At 72.8% G+C, this 16,963-nt stretch carries 15 protein-coding genes and 1 pseudogene; 6 read left to right on the top strand and 10 right to left on the bottom strand.

Features of this window, described 5'->3' with window-relative positions; genetic code table 11:
• Positions 1-36: 36 nt before the first annotated feature.
• The 7 genes from C0R66_RS07410 to C0R66_RS07380 all read right to left on the bottom strand — a co-directional run bounded on the left by C0R66_RS07410 (position 37) and on the right by C0R66_RS07380 (position 7,802).
• Positions 37-474 carry a DUF3040 domain-containing protein gene (locus tag C0R66_RS07410; protein WP_101524162.1) on the bottom strand — a complete coding sequence of 146 codons (438 nt, stop codon included), beginning with the start codon at positions 472-474 and terminating at the stop codon, positions 37-39.
• Between the two features lie 160 nt (positions 475-634).
• Complete coding sequence (gene dinB, locus C0R66_RS07405; RefSeq protein ID WP_101524161.1) at positions 635-1,810, bottom strand: DNA polymerase IV; 1,176 nt, start codon at positions 1,808-1,810, stop codon at positions 635-637.
• An 83-nt stretch (positions 1,811-1,893) separates the two neighbouring features.
• Positions 1,894-2,601 (bottom strand): methyltransferase domain-containing protein, encoded by a 708-nt coding sequence (locus C0R66_RS07400; RefSeq protein ID WP_101524160.1) that lies wholly within the window; start codon positions 2,599-2,601, stop codon positions 1,894-1,896.
• A gap of 31 nt (positions 2,602-2,632) precedes the next feature.
• Positions 2,633-6,427: a DNA polymerase III subunit alpha gene (locus tag C0R66_RS07395; RefSeq protein ID WP_199286849.1), complete on the bottom strand. Its 3,795-nt coding sequence runs from the start codon at positions 6,425-6,427 to the stop codon at positions 2,633-2,635.
• On the bottom strand, positions 6,417-6,878 hold the full coding sequence (locus tag C0R66_RS07390; RefSeq protein ID WP_101526106.1) for an SAV_6107 family HEPN domain-containing protein: 462 nt from the start codon (positions 6,876-6,878) through the stop codon (positions 6,417-6,419). The genes C0R66_RS07395 and C0R66_RS07390 overlap by 11 nt, the downstream gene beginning before the upstream one ends.
• Before the next feature lie 10 nt (positions 6,879-6,888).
• Positions 6,889-7,236, bottom strand: a complete 348-nt coding sequence (locus C0R66_RS07385) for a DUF6504 family protein (protein WP_101524158.1) — start codon at positions 7,234-7,236, stop codon at positions 6,889-6,891.
• 101 nt (positions 7,237-7,337) lie between these two features.
• Positions 7,338-7,802 (bottom strand): hypothetical protein, encoded by a 465-nt coding sequence (locus C0R66_RS07380; RefSeq protein WP_101524157.1) that lies wholly within the window; start codon positions 7,800-7,802, stop codon positions 7,338-7,340.
• A 231-nt stretch (positions 7,803-8,033) separates the two neighbouring features.
• Here C0R66_RS07380 and C0R66_RS07375 point away from each other — a divergent pair, with 231 nt between their 5' ends.
• Entirely contained in the window at positions 8,034-8,387 is a 354-nt protein-coding gene (locus tag C0R66_RS07375) for an ArsC/Spx/MgsR family protein (RefSeq protein WP_101526105.1), read from the top strand.
• 47 nt (positions 8,388-8,434) lie between these two features.
• Positions 8,435-9,733 carry a phytoene desaturase family protein gene (locus tag C0R66_RS07370; RefSeq protein WP_101524156.1) on the top strand — a complete coding sequence of 433 codons (1,299 nt, stop codon included), beginning with the start codon at positions 8,435-8,437 and terminating at the stop codon, positions 9,731-9,733.
• 14 nt (positions 9,734-9,747) lie between these two features.
• Here the strand turns inward: C0R66_RS07370 and C0R66_RS07365 are convergent, their stop codons facing one another.
• Entirely contained in the window at positions 9,748-10,356 is a 609-nt protein-coding gene (locus C0R66_RS07365; protein WP_101524155.1) for an SIMPL domain-containing protein, read from the bottom strand.
• Positions 10,357-10,381: 25 nt separating this feature from the next.
• Positions 10,382-11,271, bottom strand: a pseudogene (gene metF / locus C0R66_RS07360) (methylenetetrahydrofolate reductase [NAD(P)H]).
• Between the two features lie 59 nt (positions 11,272-11,330).
• On the opposite strand from metF, the gene C0R66_RS07355 reads away from it, so the two are divergent.
• The gene (locus C0R66_RS07355; RefSeq protein WP_101524154.1) at positions 11,331-12,425 is read left to right on the top strand and encodes a polyprenyl synthetase family protein; all 1,095 of its coding nucleotides are present in this window, start codon (positions 11,331-11,333) and stop codon (positions 12,423-12,425) included.
• Between the two features lie 30 nt (positions 12,426-12,455).
• Here the strand turns inward: C0R66_RS07355 and C0R66_RS07350 are convergent, their stop codons facing one another.
• Positions 12,456-12,827 (bottom strand): Rv2175c family DNA-binding protein, encoded by a 372-nt coding sequence (locus tag C0R66_RS07350; RefSeq protein WP_101524153.1) that lies wholly within the window; start codon positions 12,825-12,827, stop codon positions 12,456-12,458.
• Positions 12,828-12,976: 149 nt separating this feature from the next.
• On the opposite strand from C0R66_RS07350, the gene pknB reads away from it, so the two are divergent.
• Genes pknB through C0R66_RS07335 form a run of 3 tightly spaced genes read left to right on the top strand, consistent with a single transcriptional unit; the run spans position 12,977 to position 16,911 of the window.
• Positions 12,977-15,031, top strand: a complete 2,055-nt coding sequence (gene pknB, locus C0R66_RS07345; protein ID WP_241901614.1) for a Stk1 family PASTA domain-containing Ser/Thr kinase — start codon at positions 12,977-12,979, stop codon at positions 15,029-15,031.
• 46 nt (positions 15,032-15,077) lie between these two features.
• Entirely contained in the window at positions 15,078-16,028 is a 951-nt protein-coding gene (locus C0R66_RS07340) for a deoxyribonuclease IV (protein ID WP_241901613.1), read from the top strand.
• Positions 16,021-16,911 carry a DMT family transporter gene (locus C0R66_RS07335; protein ID WP_240311607.1) on the top strand — a complete coding sequence of 297 codons (891 nt, stop codon included), beginning with the start codon at positions 16,021-16,023 and terminating at the stop codon, positions 16,909-16,911. The genes C0R66_RS07340 and C0R66_RS07335 overlap by 8 nt, the downstream gene beginning before the upstream one ends.
• The last annotated feature ends 52 nt before the right edge of the window (positions 16,912-16,963 follow it).

The raw sequence follows: 16,963 nt of genomic DNA, 5'->3' as shown, positions 1-16,963 counted from the left end.
CGGGCCTCGGGCCCGGGCTCAGGGGGCCGGTGCTGCTCAGTAGCCGCCGGAGTCACGACGGCGACGCCAGCGTGCCTCCATGCGCTCGGTGAAGGAGCCGGAGGGCTTGGCGGTGCCGCCGGAACGGCGGCGCTTGCGGCCACCGTCGACCACGCTGAAGCCCTGGCGGGTCTCCCGGAAGGGGGCGGACGGAGTGGCGGCGGTCTGCGGTGTTCGCAACGAGGTCACCGCGATCGTGGCGGAGGCCAGCATGATCACGAAGCCGACCACGCCCACGACGGGCAGCGGGACGATGACGCCCGTCATCAGGATGACGACTCCAAGCGCGAAGACGAGGCCGGCGACGACGGCTCGTCGGCGCGCAGCACGCTGGAACGCGGTGCCCCGCAGGGTGTGCGCGAACTTGGGGTCCTCTTCGACGAGAGCGCGCTCCATCTGCTCGAGCAGTCGCAACTCCTCTTCCGAGAGCGGCACGATTCCTCCCGAAACTATGATGTGCGGCACATCCGCTTCCCCAAGTCTAGGCAGCGGCCTGGTGACACGGTAGTCGCTACGACAAATTGATCAGGCATCGGTTCGCCGTTTGCCCCGACGGCGTGACCGTGGGTCTGGACCGTGCTGAGCACCCGCGGCGTCAGGCCAGCAGGCTGGCCGGCCGGACCGCGCTGGCCCCGAACCTCCGGGTTGCCGCATCCACCGCTCGGTCCGCCTCCGCCCATCCGCGGTCACGCTCCCCGAGCACGAGCTGTCGCTGCACCTCCTCGCGAGGCAGCAGCCCCTCCACCCGCACCCCGACCAGCCGCAGCCGGGCGCGCTGCAGACCCAACGCCTCGAAGAGACGGACCGCCGCTCGGTAGACCTCCACCGAGACGTCGGTGGCCTCGGGGAGAGTGCGAGAACGGGTGATCGTGGTGAAGTCGGCGAACCTGATCCGCACCGTCACCGTGCGACCGGCCACCCCCGCGGTCCGCATCCGCCCGGCCACCTTGGTCGAGAGCCGGAGCAGCTCGCGCAGGATCACCTCCCGGTCGTCGGTGTCGCGCGCGAACGTCTCGTCCGCGCCCATGGAGCGATCCGGCTCGTCCGGCCCGCGCCGCGGCGTGACCGCCCGCTGGTCCACGCCCCAGGCCAGGTCGTGCAGATGGGCTCCGACTCCGGGCCCCAGCGCCCGCTGGAGCGTCCGGACCGGGGTGTGGGCCAGGTCGCCGACCCGGTAGAGACCCAGGCGGTGGAGCTGGGCACGGGTCTTCTCCCCCACTCCCCACAGCTCGCCCACGTCCAGGGGGTGCAGGAACGAGGTCACCTCCTCGGGTGGGACCACGACCACTCCGTCGGGCTTGGCACGCCGGCTGGCCATCTTGGCGATGGTCGGCGAGGCGGCCACCCCCACCGAGCAGGTGATGCCCTGCTCGTCGTGGATGGCGGCCCGCAGCTGCTCGGCGATCTCGACCGGGCCTCCCAGCCGCAGCGCCGATCCCGAGACATCGAGGAAGGCCTCGTCCAGGGAGAGCACCTCGACGAGCGGGGTGATCCGGCGGAAGTTCTCCATGATCGCCGCCGAGACGGCGCCGAAGGTCTCGAAGTCGGGCGGTATCACCACCGCGTCCGGACACATCCTCCGAGCCCTGGTCATCGGCAGTGCCGAGCGGACGCCGTACTGGCGAGCCAGGTAGTTGGCCGAGAGCACCACCCCTCGACCACCGCCGCCCACGATGACGGGGACCTCCCGCAGGTCAGGACGCTCCCGGGTCGCCACGGAGGCGTAGAAGGCATCCATGTCGACGTGGAGCACCGGAGTCGCCTCAGCCATCGGCGCACCTCCGTGACCGGCTCGACCGCACCGGCTGCGATGCCCGGACGGCCTGGCTCTGCGGCCGACGACGGCCGCGCGGCTCAGCGGGTCGCGAGCACGTGCAGCTGGGCCGCGAGGGGGAGGTACTCCGGACGGTCGCTGACGGCCCGCTCCAGCTCCACCAGGGCAGCAGTGGCTCCGGGTTCGAGGTCGAGCAGCGACCCGGGGACCAGGTCTGCGAAGACCCGGACCGCGTGGACCTGGTGGGTCGCCAGACCCGCGTCAGCCAGCAGCACCGAGACCTCCTCGGCGGTGAACCGGTGGCCCGACCGGCCGACGTCGATGTTGTCGAGCAGGTCCCGGGCCTGCTGGAAGTGGCCCGCCATCGCCCGCGCGAGGACAGCCGCGTGACGTTGGGCGACGAGCAGGCTGAGAGTGCCGCCGGGCCGCAGCACCTCGACGATGGTGGCCAGGGCGGCCGCAGGGTCATCGACCACCTCGAGCACCCCGTGGCACAGCACGAGATCCACGCTGGCCGGCGCGGCGACCTGGAGCAACGTGGAGAGCTCGCCCTGGCGGCCGGTGACACCGACGCCCGCCTCGCGGGCACGGCGATCCAGCGAAGCGAGCGCGTCGGGACTGGGGTCGACCACCGTGACCCGGTGTCCCAGCTCAGCGACCCGCACCGCGAAGCCACCGGTGCCTCCACCGATGTCGAGGATCTCCTGGGGAGGACCAGCGAGCATCGGCTCCAAGGCCTCCCACACGACTGAGGTCCGGGCGGCGCTGCGTCGTTCGCTCGCTGACATGGAAGACACCCTAGGGCGTGGGTCCAGCGGGTCATCCTGGGCTCCCGGGGCTGCGGTGCCACAGGTTGCGGGAAGGGGGAGCCGTCCGATCCGGATCGGCCCGGCCCGACAGCGACCTGCTCAGACCGCTGGCGCTCGAGGCCTCCTCGCCGGCAGGCCTGACGTCGGCGTACGGCGACATCTTGAAACCGCTGCTGTGCACCAGCACCCGCCGCGTGCCGGGCTCGACCCATCCGGGCGCCGGGCGCTCCATCAGCGCACGCACCGCGGCCAGGCCCTCCTCCGGGGAGTCGGCCGCCTCCCAGGCGGCGAGAAGGTCCGGCAGCGGCCAGGCGCCGGTGGCCCGCACCGAGACTCCCCGATGGCCGGTGCGCCGCAGCTCGCCCCGCACGAGGAGCAACCACGACGCGAACACCGTGGCCGCGTAGGCGCCCTGGGCGTCCTCGAAGAAGGTCGCGTCCACGGGGCCGGTGGAGTCGTCGAGGGTCAGGAAGACCACTCGGCGTCCCGAACGGATCGGCGGGGTCTGGGTCGCCACCTTCACCCCGGCCACCAGCACCTCTCCCCGACTCCGTCCGGAGAGCAGCTCGTTGCTCCTGGTCACTCCCAGGGCCTGGAGCAGCCCGGCGTACTCGTCGACGACGTGGCGGCTGACGTCGAGCCCCAGGATCTCCAGCTCCGCCCCCATCCGCTCTGCGGTGGTGAGCTCGGGGAGACCAGCCGCAGCCGACTCGGTGGGCTCGTCCCCCAGCTCCAGCGCCATCTGGACCGACTCCACGGGTCGGTCCCTCGACGGGGCTCGCGACTGGGCAGCGGCCTGCTCCCAGATCCCGTCCCGGGTGACCGGGTCGCTGCTGTTGCGCGAGACCGCCTCGGCGGCCCGGGTCGCCGGCGCCCCGGGCCCCCGCAGGCTCCGCAGCCCCCGCCCGCGGGCAGTCCGGTCCAGGGAGCGGCTGAAGCGGTCGAGCTCGGCCACGCCGAGCAGCAGGTCCCGGCGCGTGACCCGGGCACGGGAACCCACCTCGGTGTCGTCCGCCGCGATCCGGTGCACGGAGTCGAAGGCTCCGGCCAGCACGAGTCTCTCCACCACCGGCCGCGAGACGTGGGCACGGTGCCAGAAGTCACTGAGCGAGGCAAAGGGCCTGCTGGCCACGATCCGCTCCACCTCGGCGTCGTTGATCCCCTTGACCTCCGCCAGCGCCAGCCGCAGGGCATAGCCCACCGGATCGTCGGGAGACCGCTCGACGGTGTACTCCCGGGCGGACCTGTTGACGTCGAGGGGGCGGATGCCGATGCCGAACTGGCGTGCGTCGTCGAGGATGAGCCGCTTGGGGTACATGCCCGGGTCATGGGTGAGCACACCGGCGAGGAAGTGCGCCGGCCAATGGGTCTTCAGCCAGGCGGACTGGTAGGTCGGCAGGGCGAACGCCGCTGCATGTGCCTTGCAGAAGCCGAAGGAGGCGAACGCCTCGAGCACCCTCCACACCTGGTCCACCACCGGCCGCGGATAGCCGCGGGCGCAGGCTCGGGGCAGGAACCAGGCACGGGTCTCGGCCATCCCCTCGACGTCGCCGAGGGCGCGCCGCTTCTCGTCGGCCTCGGCCAGCGAGACGTCCGCGAAGCAGGCGATGATCTCGATCACCTGCTCGTGGAAGACCACCACCCCGTGGGTGGGAGCCAGGATCGGGGCCAGGTCGGGGTGGAGGTAGGAGGCCTCCTTCCAGCCCTGCTTCACCTCCAGGTACGGCGTGATCATGTCGCTCTTGACCGGCCCCGGGCGGAAGAGCGAGATGTCGGTGATGATCTCCTCGAAGGAGTCGATGCCCGACTTGCCGACGAGCTCGCGCTGCCCCGGCGACTCGATCTGGAAGATCCCCAGGGTTCGGGCAGAGCTGATCAGGTCGTAGGTCGCCCGGTCGTCGAAGGGCACCTGCGCCTCGTCGTCGAGATCCACCTCGACCTGGTCGAGCCGGGCGATCTCGTCGACGGCGTGCGCCATGGCCGACTGCATCCGGATGCCCAGCACGTCGAGCTTGAGCAGGCCGAGGTCCTCCACGTCGTCCTTGTCGAACTGGCTCATCGGGAACCCGGCGTAGCTCGCCTCGACCGGCGTCCGGTCGAGCAGCGTCATGTCGGAGAGCAGCACTCCGCAGGGATGGACCGCGATGTGGCGCGGCAGCCCGTCAAGGCGTTCGACGAGACCGAACATCAGGTCCAGTCGCTCCTCCCCCAGCCCGCTGGCCCGCAGCTCGGGCAGGTCACGCAGCGCCATCCGGGCGTCCCTGGCGCGGATATGGGGAAATGCCTTGGCGATCGCGTCGACCTCGCCCGGCGGCATGCCCAGCGCGGCACCGACGTCCCGGACCGCGTGACGCACCCGATAGGTCTCCATCATCGACACGCACACGCAGCGCTCCCCGCCGTAGCGGTCGAGGATCGCCCGGTAGACCTCGAGGCGTCGGGCCGACTCCACGTCGACGTCGATGTCGGGCAGCGACTGACGCAGCGGGGAGAGGAAGCGTTCCATCAGCAGGTTGTGGCGCAGCGGGTCGACGCCGGAGACGCCCAGGAGGTAGTTGACCAGGCTCCCGGCCCCGGATCCCCGGGCCGCGCACCGCACCCCCATCTCGCGGATCAGGTCGGTGACGTCGCTGACGGTGAGGAAGTAGGGGGCATAGCCCAGGGACCCGATGACTGTGAGCTCGTCGTCGAGACGCTTCCAGATCCGCTGTCGCGGCGCGTTGCCGTAGCGGGCACCGATGGCAGCCTCGCACCGGGTCCGCAGGAGGGCATCGGCAGCCGGAGAGCCTGCCGGCCCGGTGGCGCCCCGAGCCGTCTCCAGCTCCGGGAAGTGGATCTCGCCGATCCCCAGGTCGGCCCGGGGATCCAGGGCGCACCGCTCTGCCACCTTGCGGGTCATCGCCAGCAGCTGATCGGCCTGCCGAGGGCCGAGCCCGGCGAGCCGGCAGATCTCCTCGGCGACCTCGGCCATCTGCCGACCCGACTTCAAGAAGCCCTCGGCGTTGTCGCGGTCCACGTGACGACGGTCCAGGGCGACCAGCCGCCTGGCGGCGTCGAGGACGTCGACCGTCGGGGCATCCAGCCGGTCGGCGTAGCGCACCGCGTTGGTGAGCACCGCCCCGAGACCGAGGTCGCGGGATCCGGCCGCCATCCGGGCCGCGTACGGAGCGCTGCCCGGCCCCCACCCGTCCGGGCCACTGCCCACCCGGTGGGAGACCAGCTCGACGAGGAGGTTCTCGCGCGGCACGCAGGTCAGCCAGGAGTCCACCACCGCCCGCGCCAGGTCCTCACGGCGCCGGGCCAGGGCAGCTCCGAGCGAGGACGTCGGTCCCAGCAGCACCACCACGTCACCGCTCATCAGGTAGGGCGCCAGCAGCTCCAGGGTCGCCACCGGCCGTCCCCGTTCGCCGGCGAGGTGGACCGCCGAGACCAGCCGGCACACCTGCGCCCACCCGGCACGCCCCTGGGCCAGCAGCGTCACCCGGGGCAGCCGGTCCTCACGGAACGCTCCCCCGCGCACCGGACCTCGGCTCGGCGGCACCGGTCGCGTCCCCCGCCCGGGTCCGGCACCCATCTCGCCCGCGGGGTCCATGGCGAGGTCCACCCCCAGGACCGGACGGATCCCGGCCCGGCTGCAGGCCTTGGCGAACTTCACCGCCCCGTAGGTGCCGTCCCGGTCGGTGAGCGCCAGCAGGTCCATCCTGTGCTCGACCGCCCGCTCCACCAGGGCATCCGGGTGCGAGGCGCCGTACTGGAGGGAGTAGCCCGACGCCACGTGGAGATGGGTGAAGGGATCAGGCGACACCGGTCCAACCACCCGGTCCCGTCGCGACCACGAGCCTCTGCTGCCCCACGGAGATGTGCGGCACCAGCCCCAGGCAGGACTCCACGACACCCAGGAAGCGATCGGCGTCCCGGACCAGGTCATCGGCCTCCCGCTCGGTGACGGCACGGCTTGAGCCTGCCTCCGCGGCAGCCCGCTTCCCGGCTCCCGCAGCGAAGAAGGCTGCCCACTCGGAGAGCTCGGGGGTGACCTCGGCCAGCAGCACCCAGGCGTTCTTCTGGCGCCGTCGCGAAGGCGTCGGATGCGCGCGGGCAGCCAGCAGGGCCGCGGCAGCGCGCAGCGCCGCCACGTGGGCACACGCATAACGGGTGGGAACGTCCCGGGCGATCATCGCCTCCTGGAGGGACTGGGCCGCTCGGGCGAGGTAGGAGTGGGTGGTCGCGGGCAGCAGGTGCGGGTTGGGCACCGTCATCGTCGTCACCTCAGTCCACGCAGCCGACGAGCTGCCAGCGGCCGGCCGTCCCGTCGAAGGAGAGGTCGAAGACCCCACCCGACGGAGCATCGTCGCGAGCCAGACCCCGCCCCGCCTCGACCCGCCACATCTCCCGCTCCACCAGCAGGTCGGCCCCACCGGTGCCGAGCGGCTCGTCGTCCCCCACCACGGCCCGGGCACCCGAGGACTGCCACCACGGCGTCGTCTCCACCCAGTGGGCCACCACCGAGCGCACCTTCCACAGCCGGCCACGCCACAGGAACTGCTCCGGCGACCCGGGGTCGCCCCCGGGCACCAGCCCCTGCCGAACCTCCACGGGATCGTCGTACCGCCTCATGACTCCTCCTCCCGTTCGAACATTTGTTCGAACAAGGAAAAGGTACACCTCACCACCGACACCGGGTCAATGGATCAACCGGCGCCGGGCGGCGCGTGAGCTCAGCTCTCGCGGAAGTAGCGGCTGGTGTCCTTGTGGAAGAGGAAGAACAGCAACAGCAGGCACAGGACGATCATCAGGACCGCCATCACCACGAACAGCGTCGGGATGCCGCTGGCCACGCACAGCACCGCCAGGAAGACGCCGAACACTGCGATCACCGCCAGCGAGAGCCGCGCCCAGGTGAACCCCTCGACGAAGAAGGCGACCAGCACCCCGACCAGCATCGAGAAGACCACGAACGAGGTGATCGCGACCGGGACGAACGCCGGGACCGTCAGGGTCTCGCGCACCGCGTCCAGGCCGCCCTCCTGAAGGATCACCCGCGCCCCGCTGTTGCCCTCGGCCCAGGAGGTCAGCAGGTCGTCGGAGAAGATCCAGGTCAGCACGGTGATCACGCCCGCGGTCAGGACCAGCGCCAGCGCGACGATGGTGACCCGGTTGACCGAGGCAGGCCGGACGATCATGAGTGGTTCTCCCAAGTGGACGAGGTACGGCGCGGAAAGAGCGTGGACGGCGGCTGGTGCCATCCCTGACAGGGTCGCAGGACGGCAGCCGGGCACCGGCGGCGACACGACGTTTGGCCCGAGCCGCGCCGCAACGGTACCGGCGAGGTGATCGCCGGCGGTCCCGTGGGGCCGGGCAGGATGGGGGCCAGGACCTGCGGACCCGACGAACGAGAGCTCGAGGTGGAGACGATGGAGATCTGGCTCAACCCCGCCTGCAGCAAGTGCCGGGCCGCAGTCGCCGAGCTGGACGCGGCCGGGGTCGACTACACGGTGCGCCGCTATCTCGAGGACGTGCCCGGGGTGGAGGAGCTCGCCGAGGTGGTGGCCCGGCTCGGCGTCGAGCCCTGGCACCTGGCCCGCCCCGCGGAGAGCCGAGAGGCAGGGATCGACCTGCCCCGGGACCCCGAGCACCGGCAGGAGTGGCTCGCCGCCCTCGCGGCCCATCCTCGGGCGATCCAGCGTCCCATCCTCACCGCGGGCGACGGGACCACCGTCGTCGGCCGCGACGCCGACTCCCTGGCCCGGGTGATCGCCGCCGAGTGACCAGCCCAGCCGCGGCGCCTCCCAGAGGTCGGGACTAGCCTCTCGCCATGCGCGTGGTGGTGATCGGGGGCGGCTTCGGCGGTCTGGCCAGCGCCGCCCGGCTCGCCAAGCTCGGCCACGAGGTCACCCTGCTGGAACGCTCGCAGAGCCTCGGCGGCGCCTTGTCCTGGACCGCCGAGGCCGACTATCGCTGGGACTCGGGCCCCTCGACGACCCTGGTGCCCGCCGTGGTCCGCGACCTGTTCCGCAAGTCCGGTCGCCCCCTGGAGCGGGAGCTCGAGCTGGTCCCGGTCGAGGTGATCCGTGAGCACCGGTTCACCGACGGCACCTCGGTGCGGCTTCCGGGCGGCTCCCGGGCCCGACAGAAGGCCGCCTTCGACGCGCTCGGCGCCGGCCTCGGTGCGGCGTGGACGGCGTACGTCGACACCCTCGGCGAGGAGTGGGAGCTGCTGCGGCGCGACTACCTCGAGCGTCCGTGGGACCCCGCGCTGGCCCGCCGCGAGACCCGAAACCTCCTCGAGGGCCGGGAGAGCCTGCTCCACAGGCTCCGCAAGGCGCTTCCGGACCCACGCCTGCGACTGGTGGCCGGCCACCCCCTCGCCATGGACGGCCACGACCTTCGCCGAGTGCCGGCGTGGCTGGGCACCGTGTCGTACCTGGAGCAGAAGTTCGGCGCCTGGACCGTCCCCGGAGGGCTGGCTCAGCTCGGCGAGGCCCTGGCGCACCGCCTCCAGACACGCCGGGTGCAGGTTCTCCTCGGGACCCAGGCCGAGGACCTGGTGGTGCGCGCCGGACGAGCGGTGGCGGTGGTCACCGCGGCCGGTGAGGTGGACGCCGACGCGGTGGTCTGCGCTGTGGACCCGCGCCGGCTCCCGGCGCTGCGAGCGCACGTGTCCAGGACCAGGCCCCTGACTCCGGACGCGGTCTGCTACCTCGGCCTGACCGGCGAGGTACCGGACCTGCCCGCCGAGGTGGTGCTGCACGGCGACGTCCCGCTGGTGCTGCGCACTGGTGGGACGGCACCCCCCGGCGGGACCGCCTGGACGGTGCACAGCCGGGTCCCGGCCTCCGGCGACCTGGTGGCCGCCCTGGCCGGTCACGGCCTCGACGTGCGCGGACAGGTCGCCGTACGCGTCGACCGCACCCCCGCACAGCTGCTCGAGCAGTGGGGCGGCTCCCCGCTGGGCGTCGCGTGGCAGGGACGCGGCACGGTGCGTCGCAGGCTCGGTCCCCGGACCCCCGTGCCCGGCGTGTACGCCGCGGGCGCCCACGCCACTCCCGGGTCCGGCCTGCCCTTCGTCGGGCTCTCGGCCGCCCTGGTCGCCCAGGCCATCGGTCCCGCCTGAGCAGCCCGCCGGAGCTACAGCAGCTGCCAGGTCACGGTGACCGCGGCGTCCAGCATCGACTCCCCCGGCTCGAGCCCAGCACTCGCCTGGTCCATGCGAGCGATCCCTGGACTCCCGGCGAGCCCGTCCTCCAGCACGAGCACGTCACCCAGCTCCGCTCCGGCGAGCCCGGCCAGGTGCGCGGCCCGCTTCCTGGCATCGGCATAGGCGCTCTCCCGCGCCGCCGTGGCGGCCGGCCCGGGATCGGTGACCTCCAGAGCCACGGCCTCGATCCGCAGCGCGTCCCCGACCTCTGCGGCCAGCCCCACCACCAGCGCGGAGGCCGAAGGCAGGTTGGGACAGCGGATCCTGAGCCGGTGGGAGGCCTCGAAGCCGTCCGGGGCCCCATCGGGGCCGGTCGTGGCCCACACCTGCAGCCCCGCGCTCGCGACGTCGGCCTCCCGGCCGCCGGCCCCGGTCACGAACCCTCGCGCCACGGCCACGATGCCGCTCACCGCGGCGTCGACGCCCGCCACGGCCTCGGCCACGGTGGGCGCCCGGCGGACGCCGACCACCGTGACCACGGCGGAGTCCGGGACCGCCGGTGCGAACCCGTGACCCGTGACCGTGACCGTGCGCTGCATGCGGTGAGACTAGCCAGCGCGAGGCTCACACGGGAATGCGCAGCGCCGCCCAGATCTCCCGGGTCGCCCGGGACCTGTTCAGGGTGTAGAAGTGCAGCCCCGGGGCACCCCCGGCCAGCAGCTCCGCGCACATCTCGGTGGCGATCCGCACACCTTCGGCGCGCAGCGCCGCCGGGTCGTCCTGGTGGGGCAGCAGCCGAGCCTCGGTCTCCGCGGGTATGGCGCGCCCCGACATATCGGCCATCCGGCGCATCGAGGCGATGCCCAGGATCGGCATCACCCCCGGGATGATCGGGAAGTCCACGCCGGCGGCGCGGGCGCGCTCGACCAGGCCGAAGTAGTCCGAGGCCCGCAGCACCATGTCGGTGATCGCGAACTCCGCCCCCGCGTCGTACTTGGCGCGCAGGGCGCGGACGTCCGCCTCGAGGCTCTCGGCGTCGCGGTGCCCCTCGGGGAAGGCCGCGACCCCGACCGAGACCTCGGCCGCGGACCTGATGAAGGAGACGAGCTCGCTGGCGTAGCGCACTCCCCCTCGGTCTGCACCCAGGGGGTCCCCGGCCCGGTGGGCGGGTCGCCCCGCAGGGCCAGGACGTTGCGCACCCCGGCGGCGACGAGGTCGTCCAGGATCTGGCCGATCTCCGCGCAGGTGTGCCCCACGCACGTCAGGTGCGCCATCGGAAGCAGGCTGGTCTCGCGCGCGATGCGACCGGTGATCGCCACCGTGCGGTCGCGGGTGCTGCCGCCCGCCCCGTAGGTCACCGAGACGAAGGTGGGCCGGAGCTTCTCCAGCTCCCGGATCGAGTCCCACAGCACCCGCTCCCCGGCCTCGTCCTTGGGCGGGAAGAACTCGAAGGAGAAGGAGTGGTCACCGCGGCTCACGAGGTCACCGATGCCGGGTACGGGGGCGGGACTCATGCGCCGAATCCTAGGGACGGACCACCTGTCCCCCCGGGGATGTCCACTGGCTAGTCTTCATGACTGTGTCCGCGCCGTCGCACGACCTCACCTCCTCCGGCTGGGACCCAGCGGCCTTCCGCAGCTCGATCCAGGACGCGCTGGACGAGTTCCTCAGCGAGCAGGCCGACCGCCTGGCCCCCCTGGGCCCGGACGCCGCGCGCCTGCTCGAGGAGGCCAGGGCGGCGATGACCGGGGGCAAGCGCTTCCGGGCCGCGTTCTGCTGGTGGGGCTACCGAGCAGTGCAGCCCCGGGTCGAGGACGAGACGGCCCTGGTGCGGGCCTGCGCGGCGCTGGAGCTGCTGCACGCCAGCGCCCTGGTGCACGACGACTACATGGACGCCTCCGACACCCGCCGGGGCCGGCCCGCGACGCACCGGGCGTTCGAGGCCGAGCACCGCCAGCGCGGCTGGCGTGGGGCGCCCGGACAGTACGGCGCCTCCGCGGCGATCCTGCTCGGCGACCTGCTGCTCTCCTGGTCCGACGAGCTGCTGCGGCGCTGCGGCCTGCCGTTCGCGCAGGTGGCTCCGGCGCTGGAGGTCTTCGACCTGTGTCGCTCCGAGGTGATCGCCGGCCAGTTCCTCGACGTCTCGGTGCAGGCCCGCGGCCACGCCGACGTGGAGACCGCGATGACGGTGCTGCGCTACAAGTCGGCCAAGTACTCCATCGAGCGTCCCCTGCACATCGGCGCGGCGCTGGCCGGCGCGGCGCCCGCGGACCTCGCCCGGCTCTCCGGCTTCGGCCTGCCCCTCGGCGAGGCCTTCCAGCTCCGCGACGACCTGCTCGGCGTCTACGGCGACCCGGCGACCACCGGCAAGCCTGCGGGCGACGACCTGGTGGAGGGCAAGCGCACCGTGCTGGTGGCACTGGCGCTGGACGCCGGCGGGGACGGCGCCCTCGAGCTCGACACCGCACTCGGCCGACCGCTGGACGCCGCCCAGGTGGACCGGCTGCGGCAGATCATCGACGCCTCCGGCGCCCATGACCAGGTCGAGGTCGTCATCGAGCAGCTCTGCGCGCTCTCCCTGACCGCGCTCGACCAGGCCGAGATCGACGACGACGCCCGCGGAGTGCTGCGCGACCTCGCGGCTGCCGTCACCCAGCGCACCGTCTGAGGCACCGTCTGAGGCACCGCCGGCGAGCCCTCAGAAGGCCATCGCCTGGGCGCGGCGCTTGACCTCCGCACCCCGGTTCTCGCGCAGTGCGTCGATCGGCCGGCCCGGCAGGTCCAGGTCGGTGAAGAGCCAGGCGATCGCCTCACGGTCGTCGTAGCCCCCGTCGTGCATCACCGTCAGCAGGCCCGGCAGCCCCTTGGTGACCAGGCCGTCCTGGATGAAGTCCGCCGGGATCTGCTGTCCCGCCCCGGGACGCGGGACGGCGGCGGCCAGCTCGTGCTCGCGGATCATGGTGCGCACCCGGCTCACGGTCACCCCGAGGAGCTTCGCGGCGGCCGCCCAGTCGATCCAGTCGGGGACGAGTGCGTCGAGGTCGGCATCGGCCAGAGGTACGTCGTTCATGTGCCCATCGTGCCACCCGCAAGGTCCGGGAGCCGAGCCGCGGAGGGGCGCACGCCACGCCGGGATGGACTGCCGCCCACGCTCGGTGGCCCACGTCCGTACGATTGAGCCACGGATTCTTCCCCGTCCGGTCAGTTCGGAGGTCCCTGGTGGAGCCAGACCAGCATGCGCCCAGCCGCACGCCCCGCGACTCCGGCGACCCCATGGTCGGGCGGACCCTGGAGCGGCGCTACCGGATCCTGAGGCGGATCGCGCGTGGTGGCATGGCCTCGGTCTACGAGGCCGTGGACACTCGGCTGGACCGGGTCGTGGCGGTCAAGGTGATGCACCCCGGGCTGGGCGACGACGAGGAGTTCGTCGCGCGCTTCGTGCGGGAGGCGCGCGCCGCCGCCGGGCTCTCGCACCCCAACATCGTCTCGGTCTACGACCAGGGCGAGGACGACGGGACGGTCTTCCTGGCCATGGAGTACGTCCCGGGCCACACCCTGCGCGACGTCATCCGCAAGGAGTCACCGATGGCTCCGGCGCGGGCGCTCGCACTGCTCGACCCGGTGCTCTCGGCGCTGGCCACCGCGCACCGCGCCGGCCTCGTGCACCGCGACATCAAGCCCGAGAACGTGCTGATCGCCGACGAGCCGGGCGGCAGCCAGGTCAAGGTCGCCGACTTCGGGCTGGCCAAGGCGGTCAGCGCCCACACGCAGCACACCGCCACCGGCGTCCTGATCGGCACGGTCTCCTACCTGGCACCCGAGCTGGTCGTCCAGGGCCGCGCTGACGAGCGCGCCGACGTCTACGCGGTCGGCGTGATCCTCTACGAGCTGCTCACCGGCACCAAGCCGCACGATGGCGAGTCGCAGATCCAGGTCGCCTACCAGCACGTCCACGAGGACGTGCCCGCGCCGTCGGCGAAGGTGCCGGGCATCCCGGCGTACGTCGACGCGCTGGTGGCCCGCGCGACCGCCCGGGACCGTAGCCAGCGCTCGGCCGACGCGAGCGTCCTGCTGCACCAGGTGCACCGGGTGGCCCAGACGCTGCGCGACGGGCTGCTGGAGGACCCGGAGCTGGAGGCCGACCTCCGCCCACTCCCGGCGCATGCGCCCCTGGAGGTGGAGGAGGCCGCGGACCGCGACGGCCTGGTGGACATCGAGGACCCCGCCGACCACGACATCGTGCCGTTCCCCACCGAGCCGCGCCGCGACGAGCAGGTCGACCACACCCGCCAGATCCAGACCCTGCCGGCGCCGTCGGCCCCCCCTGCGATCCACCGGCTTCCCCCTGCCCGAACCGACCTCCCGGACGAGCCGCGCGACCGGCCACGGCGCTCGCGACGCGGGCCGGTGCTCCTGGCCATCGCCCTGGTGCTGGTCGTCGGCCTCGGCGTCGGCGCCTGGTGGTTCGGCTTCGCGCGCTACACCACCACTCCCGGAGTCCTGGGCATGGCCGAGGCCGAGGCCGTGTCCTCCCTGGAGGACGCCGGCCTGGAGACCGAGCTCGGTGACCCCGCCTACTCCGAGACCGTCCCCGCCGGGTCGGTCCTGTCCACCGACCCCGACCCCGGCGCCCGGGTGACCAAGGGGGGCACCGTCACGCTGGTGGTCTCCCAGGGGCTGGAGCGCTACGACGTGCCCGCGCTCGAGGGCAAGGACCTCGATGCCGCCCAGGACGCCGTCACCTCCCTCAACCTCACCTACGGGCGGGCCGTGGAGCGCTTCAGCGAGTCGGTCCCGGCCGGCGTCGTGATGTCCTCGGACCCGCCAGCCGGCACCACGCTCAAGCCTGGTGCGACCGTCAACGTGGTGGTCAGCAAGGGTCGCAAGCCGAGGACGGTCACCGACTTCACAGGCCGCAGCGCCGAGCGCGCCCAGCAGGTGCTGGAGAAGCGCAAGCTGGTGGTGACCCGCGAGGAGGTCTTCAACGACGACGTCCCGGCCGGCGAGGTGATCAGCCAGTCCCCCAGCAGCGGGACCCTCTTCAAGGGCGAGACCGTGGCCCTGGTCGTCTCCCGCGGTCCCGAGCTGGTCGAGATGCCCAACGTGGTCGCCTCCGGGGTGGATGCCGCCAGGGAGCAGCTGGAGGCCCTGGGGTTCGACGTGGAGACCCGGGAGTCGCGCACCTACATCGGGCTGGGCTTCGTGCTGAGCACCGATCCCGACGCCGGCGAGTCGGTGCCGAAGGGCTCGACCATCACCCTCAGCCTGATCTGAGCGCACCGGCAGGGGCGGAGCCACCGGCGCCGCCTAGGCTGTCGCGGTGCCCCAGAACGCGCTGCCCGACGTGACCCCCGCCTCCCGGACCCTCCACCAGACACCGGCCCGGCGCAACCCGGTGGGCACCCACGTCGTGGTGGGCAAGGGACTGGTCGCGGGCGCCCTGGCCAGCGCCGACGAGCTGGGCTGCGAGACCATCCAGATCTTCGCGGGGAACCCTCGCGGGTGGGCCCACTCCGCCGGCGACCCGGTCCAGGACGCCCGCTTCCGCACGGCCTGCGCCGAGCGCGGCCTGCGGGTGTTCGTGCACGCCCCCTACCTGGTCAACCTGGGCTCCCCCACGGCCGCGACCTACGAGAAGTCCGCCGCCGTGCTGGCCCACAACCTGCGCCGGGGACGAGAGCTGGGAGCCGAGGGAGTCGTGGTGCACACCGGGTCCTACGTCGACCCCAGCGCCAGCGACCTGCGGTACGCCGAGGCCATGAGGCAGGTCCGCGAGTCGCTGCTGCCGATCCTGGAGACCCTGGAGGGCGACGACGCGCCCTGGCTGCTGCTCGAGCCCACCGCGGGCCAGGGCCGGTCGCTGTGCGCCGGGGTCGAGGACCTGGAGCCCTACCTGGCCGCGGTGGACCACCACCCCAGGGCCGGGATCTGCCTGGACACCTGCCACGTCTTCGCGGCGGGTGCCCCCCTCGACGAGCCCGGTGGGACCACAGCGACGGTGGACCGCCTGGTCGAGATCGCCGGACCGGGCCGGCTGCGCCTGGTGCACGCCAACGACTCGATGGACGTCCGCGGCGCCGGCAAGGACCGGCACATGCGGCTCGGCGAGGGACACATCGGGGTCGGTGCGTTCGCCGAGCTCCTCTCCCATCCCGCGACGGCCGGGGTGCCGTTCGTGCTGGAGACCCCCGGGTCGCGCGAGGTCGGGAACCCGGACCTGGCACTGCTGAAGAGGCTGCGCGCGGAGGCCTGGGTGACTGAGCGTGACTGAGCGACGTACCGCTCTGGTCGCGAGCCTGGCCCTGCTCGCGATGACCGCGAGCTGGGGTTCCACGTTCTTCCTCATCAAGGACCTCCTGGACCGGGTGCCCACCCTGGACTTCCTGGCGGTCCGCTTCGCCGTGGCCAGCGTGGCGCTGTTCGTCCTCGCACCCCGGGCCGTGGGCAGGCTGTCGGCGGAGTCCCGCCGCCACGCGCTGGTGCTGGGTCTGCTCTACGGTGTCGCGCAGATCCTGCAGACCGCCGGCCTGGCGCACACCGCCGCCAGCGTGAGCGGCTTCATCACCGGCATGTACGTCGTGTTCACCCCCCTGCTGGCCGCCTGGATCCTCAAGACGCGGATCACCCGCCTCACCTGGGCTGCGGTGGCCCTGGCCACGGCGGGTCTGGCGGTGCTCACCCTCAACGGGCTGAGCCTGGGATACGGCGAGGCCATCACCTTGGTGGCCGCGGTGATCTACGCCCTGCACATCGTGGGGCTCGGCGCCTGGTCCAAGCCCGACGAGGCGTTGGGCATGTCCATCGTGCAGCTCGTCGTCATCACCCTGGTGTGCCTGACCGCCACCGCCCCGGACGGGATCGTGCTCCCCGCGACCCGAGGCGACTGGCTCTCCCTGCTCTACATGGCCCTGGTCGCGGGCGCCGCGGCACTCGTCGTGCAGACCTGGGCCCAGGCCCACCTGCCGCCCACCCGGTGCGCCATCATCATGAGCCTGGAGCCGGTGTTCGCCGCCCTCTTCGCCGTGCTCCTGGGCGACGAGTCCGTGACCTCGCGACTGGTCGTCGGCGGCCTCATGGTGCTCACCGCCATGGTGGTCGTGGAGATCGTGCCGCGGCGCAAGATCGAGGGCGAGGTCCCGCACCTCGCGGTCTGACCCCGGCCCGCCGGGTGCCTGGGCGGCGCGGTCCACATCGTGGTGTGGCGCG

This window comes from Nocardioides houyundeii (assembly GCF_002865585.1).
In the GTDB taxonomy this organism is placed as follows: domain Bacteria; phylum Actinomycetota; class Actinomycetes; order Propionibacteriales; family Nocardioidaceae; genus Nocardioides; species Nocardioides houyundeii.
Note: the sequence above shows the minus strand (reverse complement) of the source record. Positions and strands in the feature narration are given on the sequence as shown.

Coding starts and splice junctions, on each gene's coding strand:
- C0R66_RS07350 (WP_101524153.1), bottom strand. CDS start 12,827: ATGAACGACGTACCTCTGGCCGATGCCGACCTCGACGCACTCGTCCCC.
- C0R66_RS07400 (WP_101524160.1), bottom strand. CDS start 2,601: ATGTCAGCGAGCGAACGACGCAGCGCCGCCCGGACCTCAGTCGTGTGG.
- C0R66_RS07390 (WP_101526106.1), bottom strand. CDS start 6,878: ATGACGGTGCCCAACCCGCACCTGCTGCCCGCGACCACCCACTCCTAC.
- C0R66_RS07370 (WP_101524156.1), top strand. CDS start 8,435: ATGCGCGTGGTGGTGATCGGGGGCGGCTTCGGCGGTCTGGCCAGCGCC.
- C0R66_RS07385 (WP_101524158.1), bottom strand. CDS start 7,236: ATGAGGCGGTACGACGATCCCGTGGAGGTTCGGCAGGGGCTGGTGCCC.
- C0R66_RS07380 (WP_101524157.1), bottom strand. CDS start 7,802: ATGATCGTCCGGCCTGCCTCGGTCAACCGGGTCACCATCGTCGCGCTG.
- C0R66_RS07375 (WP_101526105.1), top strand. CDS start 8,034: ATGGAGATCTGGCTCAACCCCGCCTGCAGCAAGTGCCGGGCCGCAGTC.
- dinB (WP_101524161.1), bottom strand. CDS start 1,810: ATGGCTGAGGCGACTCCGGTGCTCCACGTCGACATGGATGCCTTCTAC.
- C0R66_RS07355 (WP_101524154.1), top strand. CDS start 11,331: ATGACTGTGTCCGCGCCGTCGCACGACCTCACCTCCTCCGGCTGGGAC.
- C0R66_RS07365 (WP_101524155.1), bottom strand. CDS start 10,356: ATGCAGCGCACGGTCACGGTCACGGGTCACGGGTTCGCACCGGCGGTC.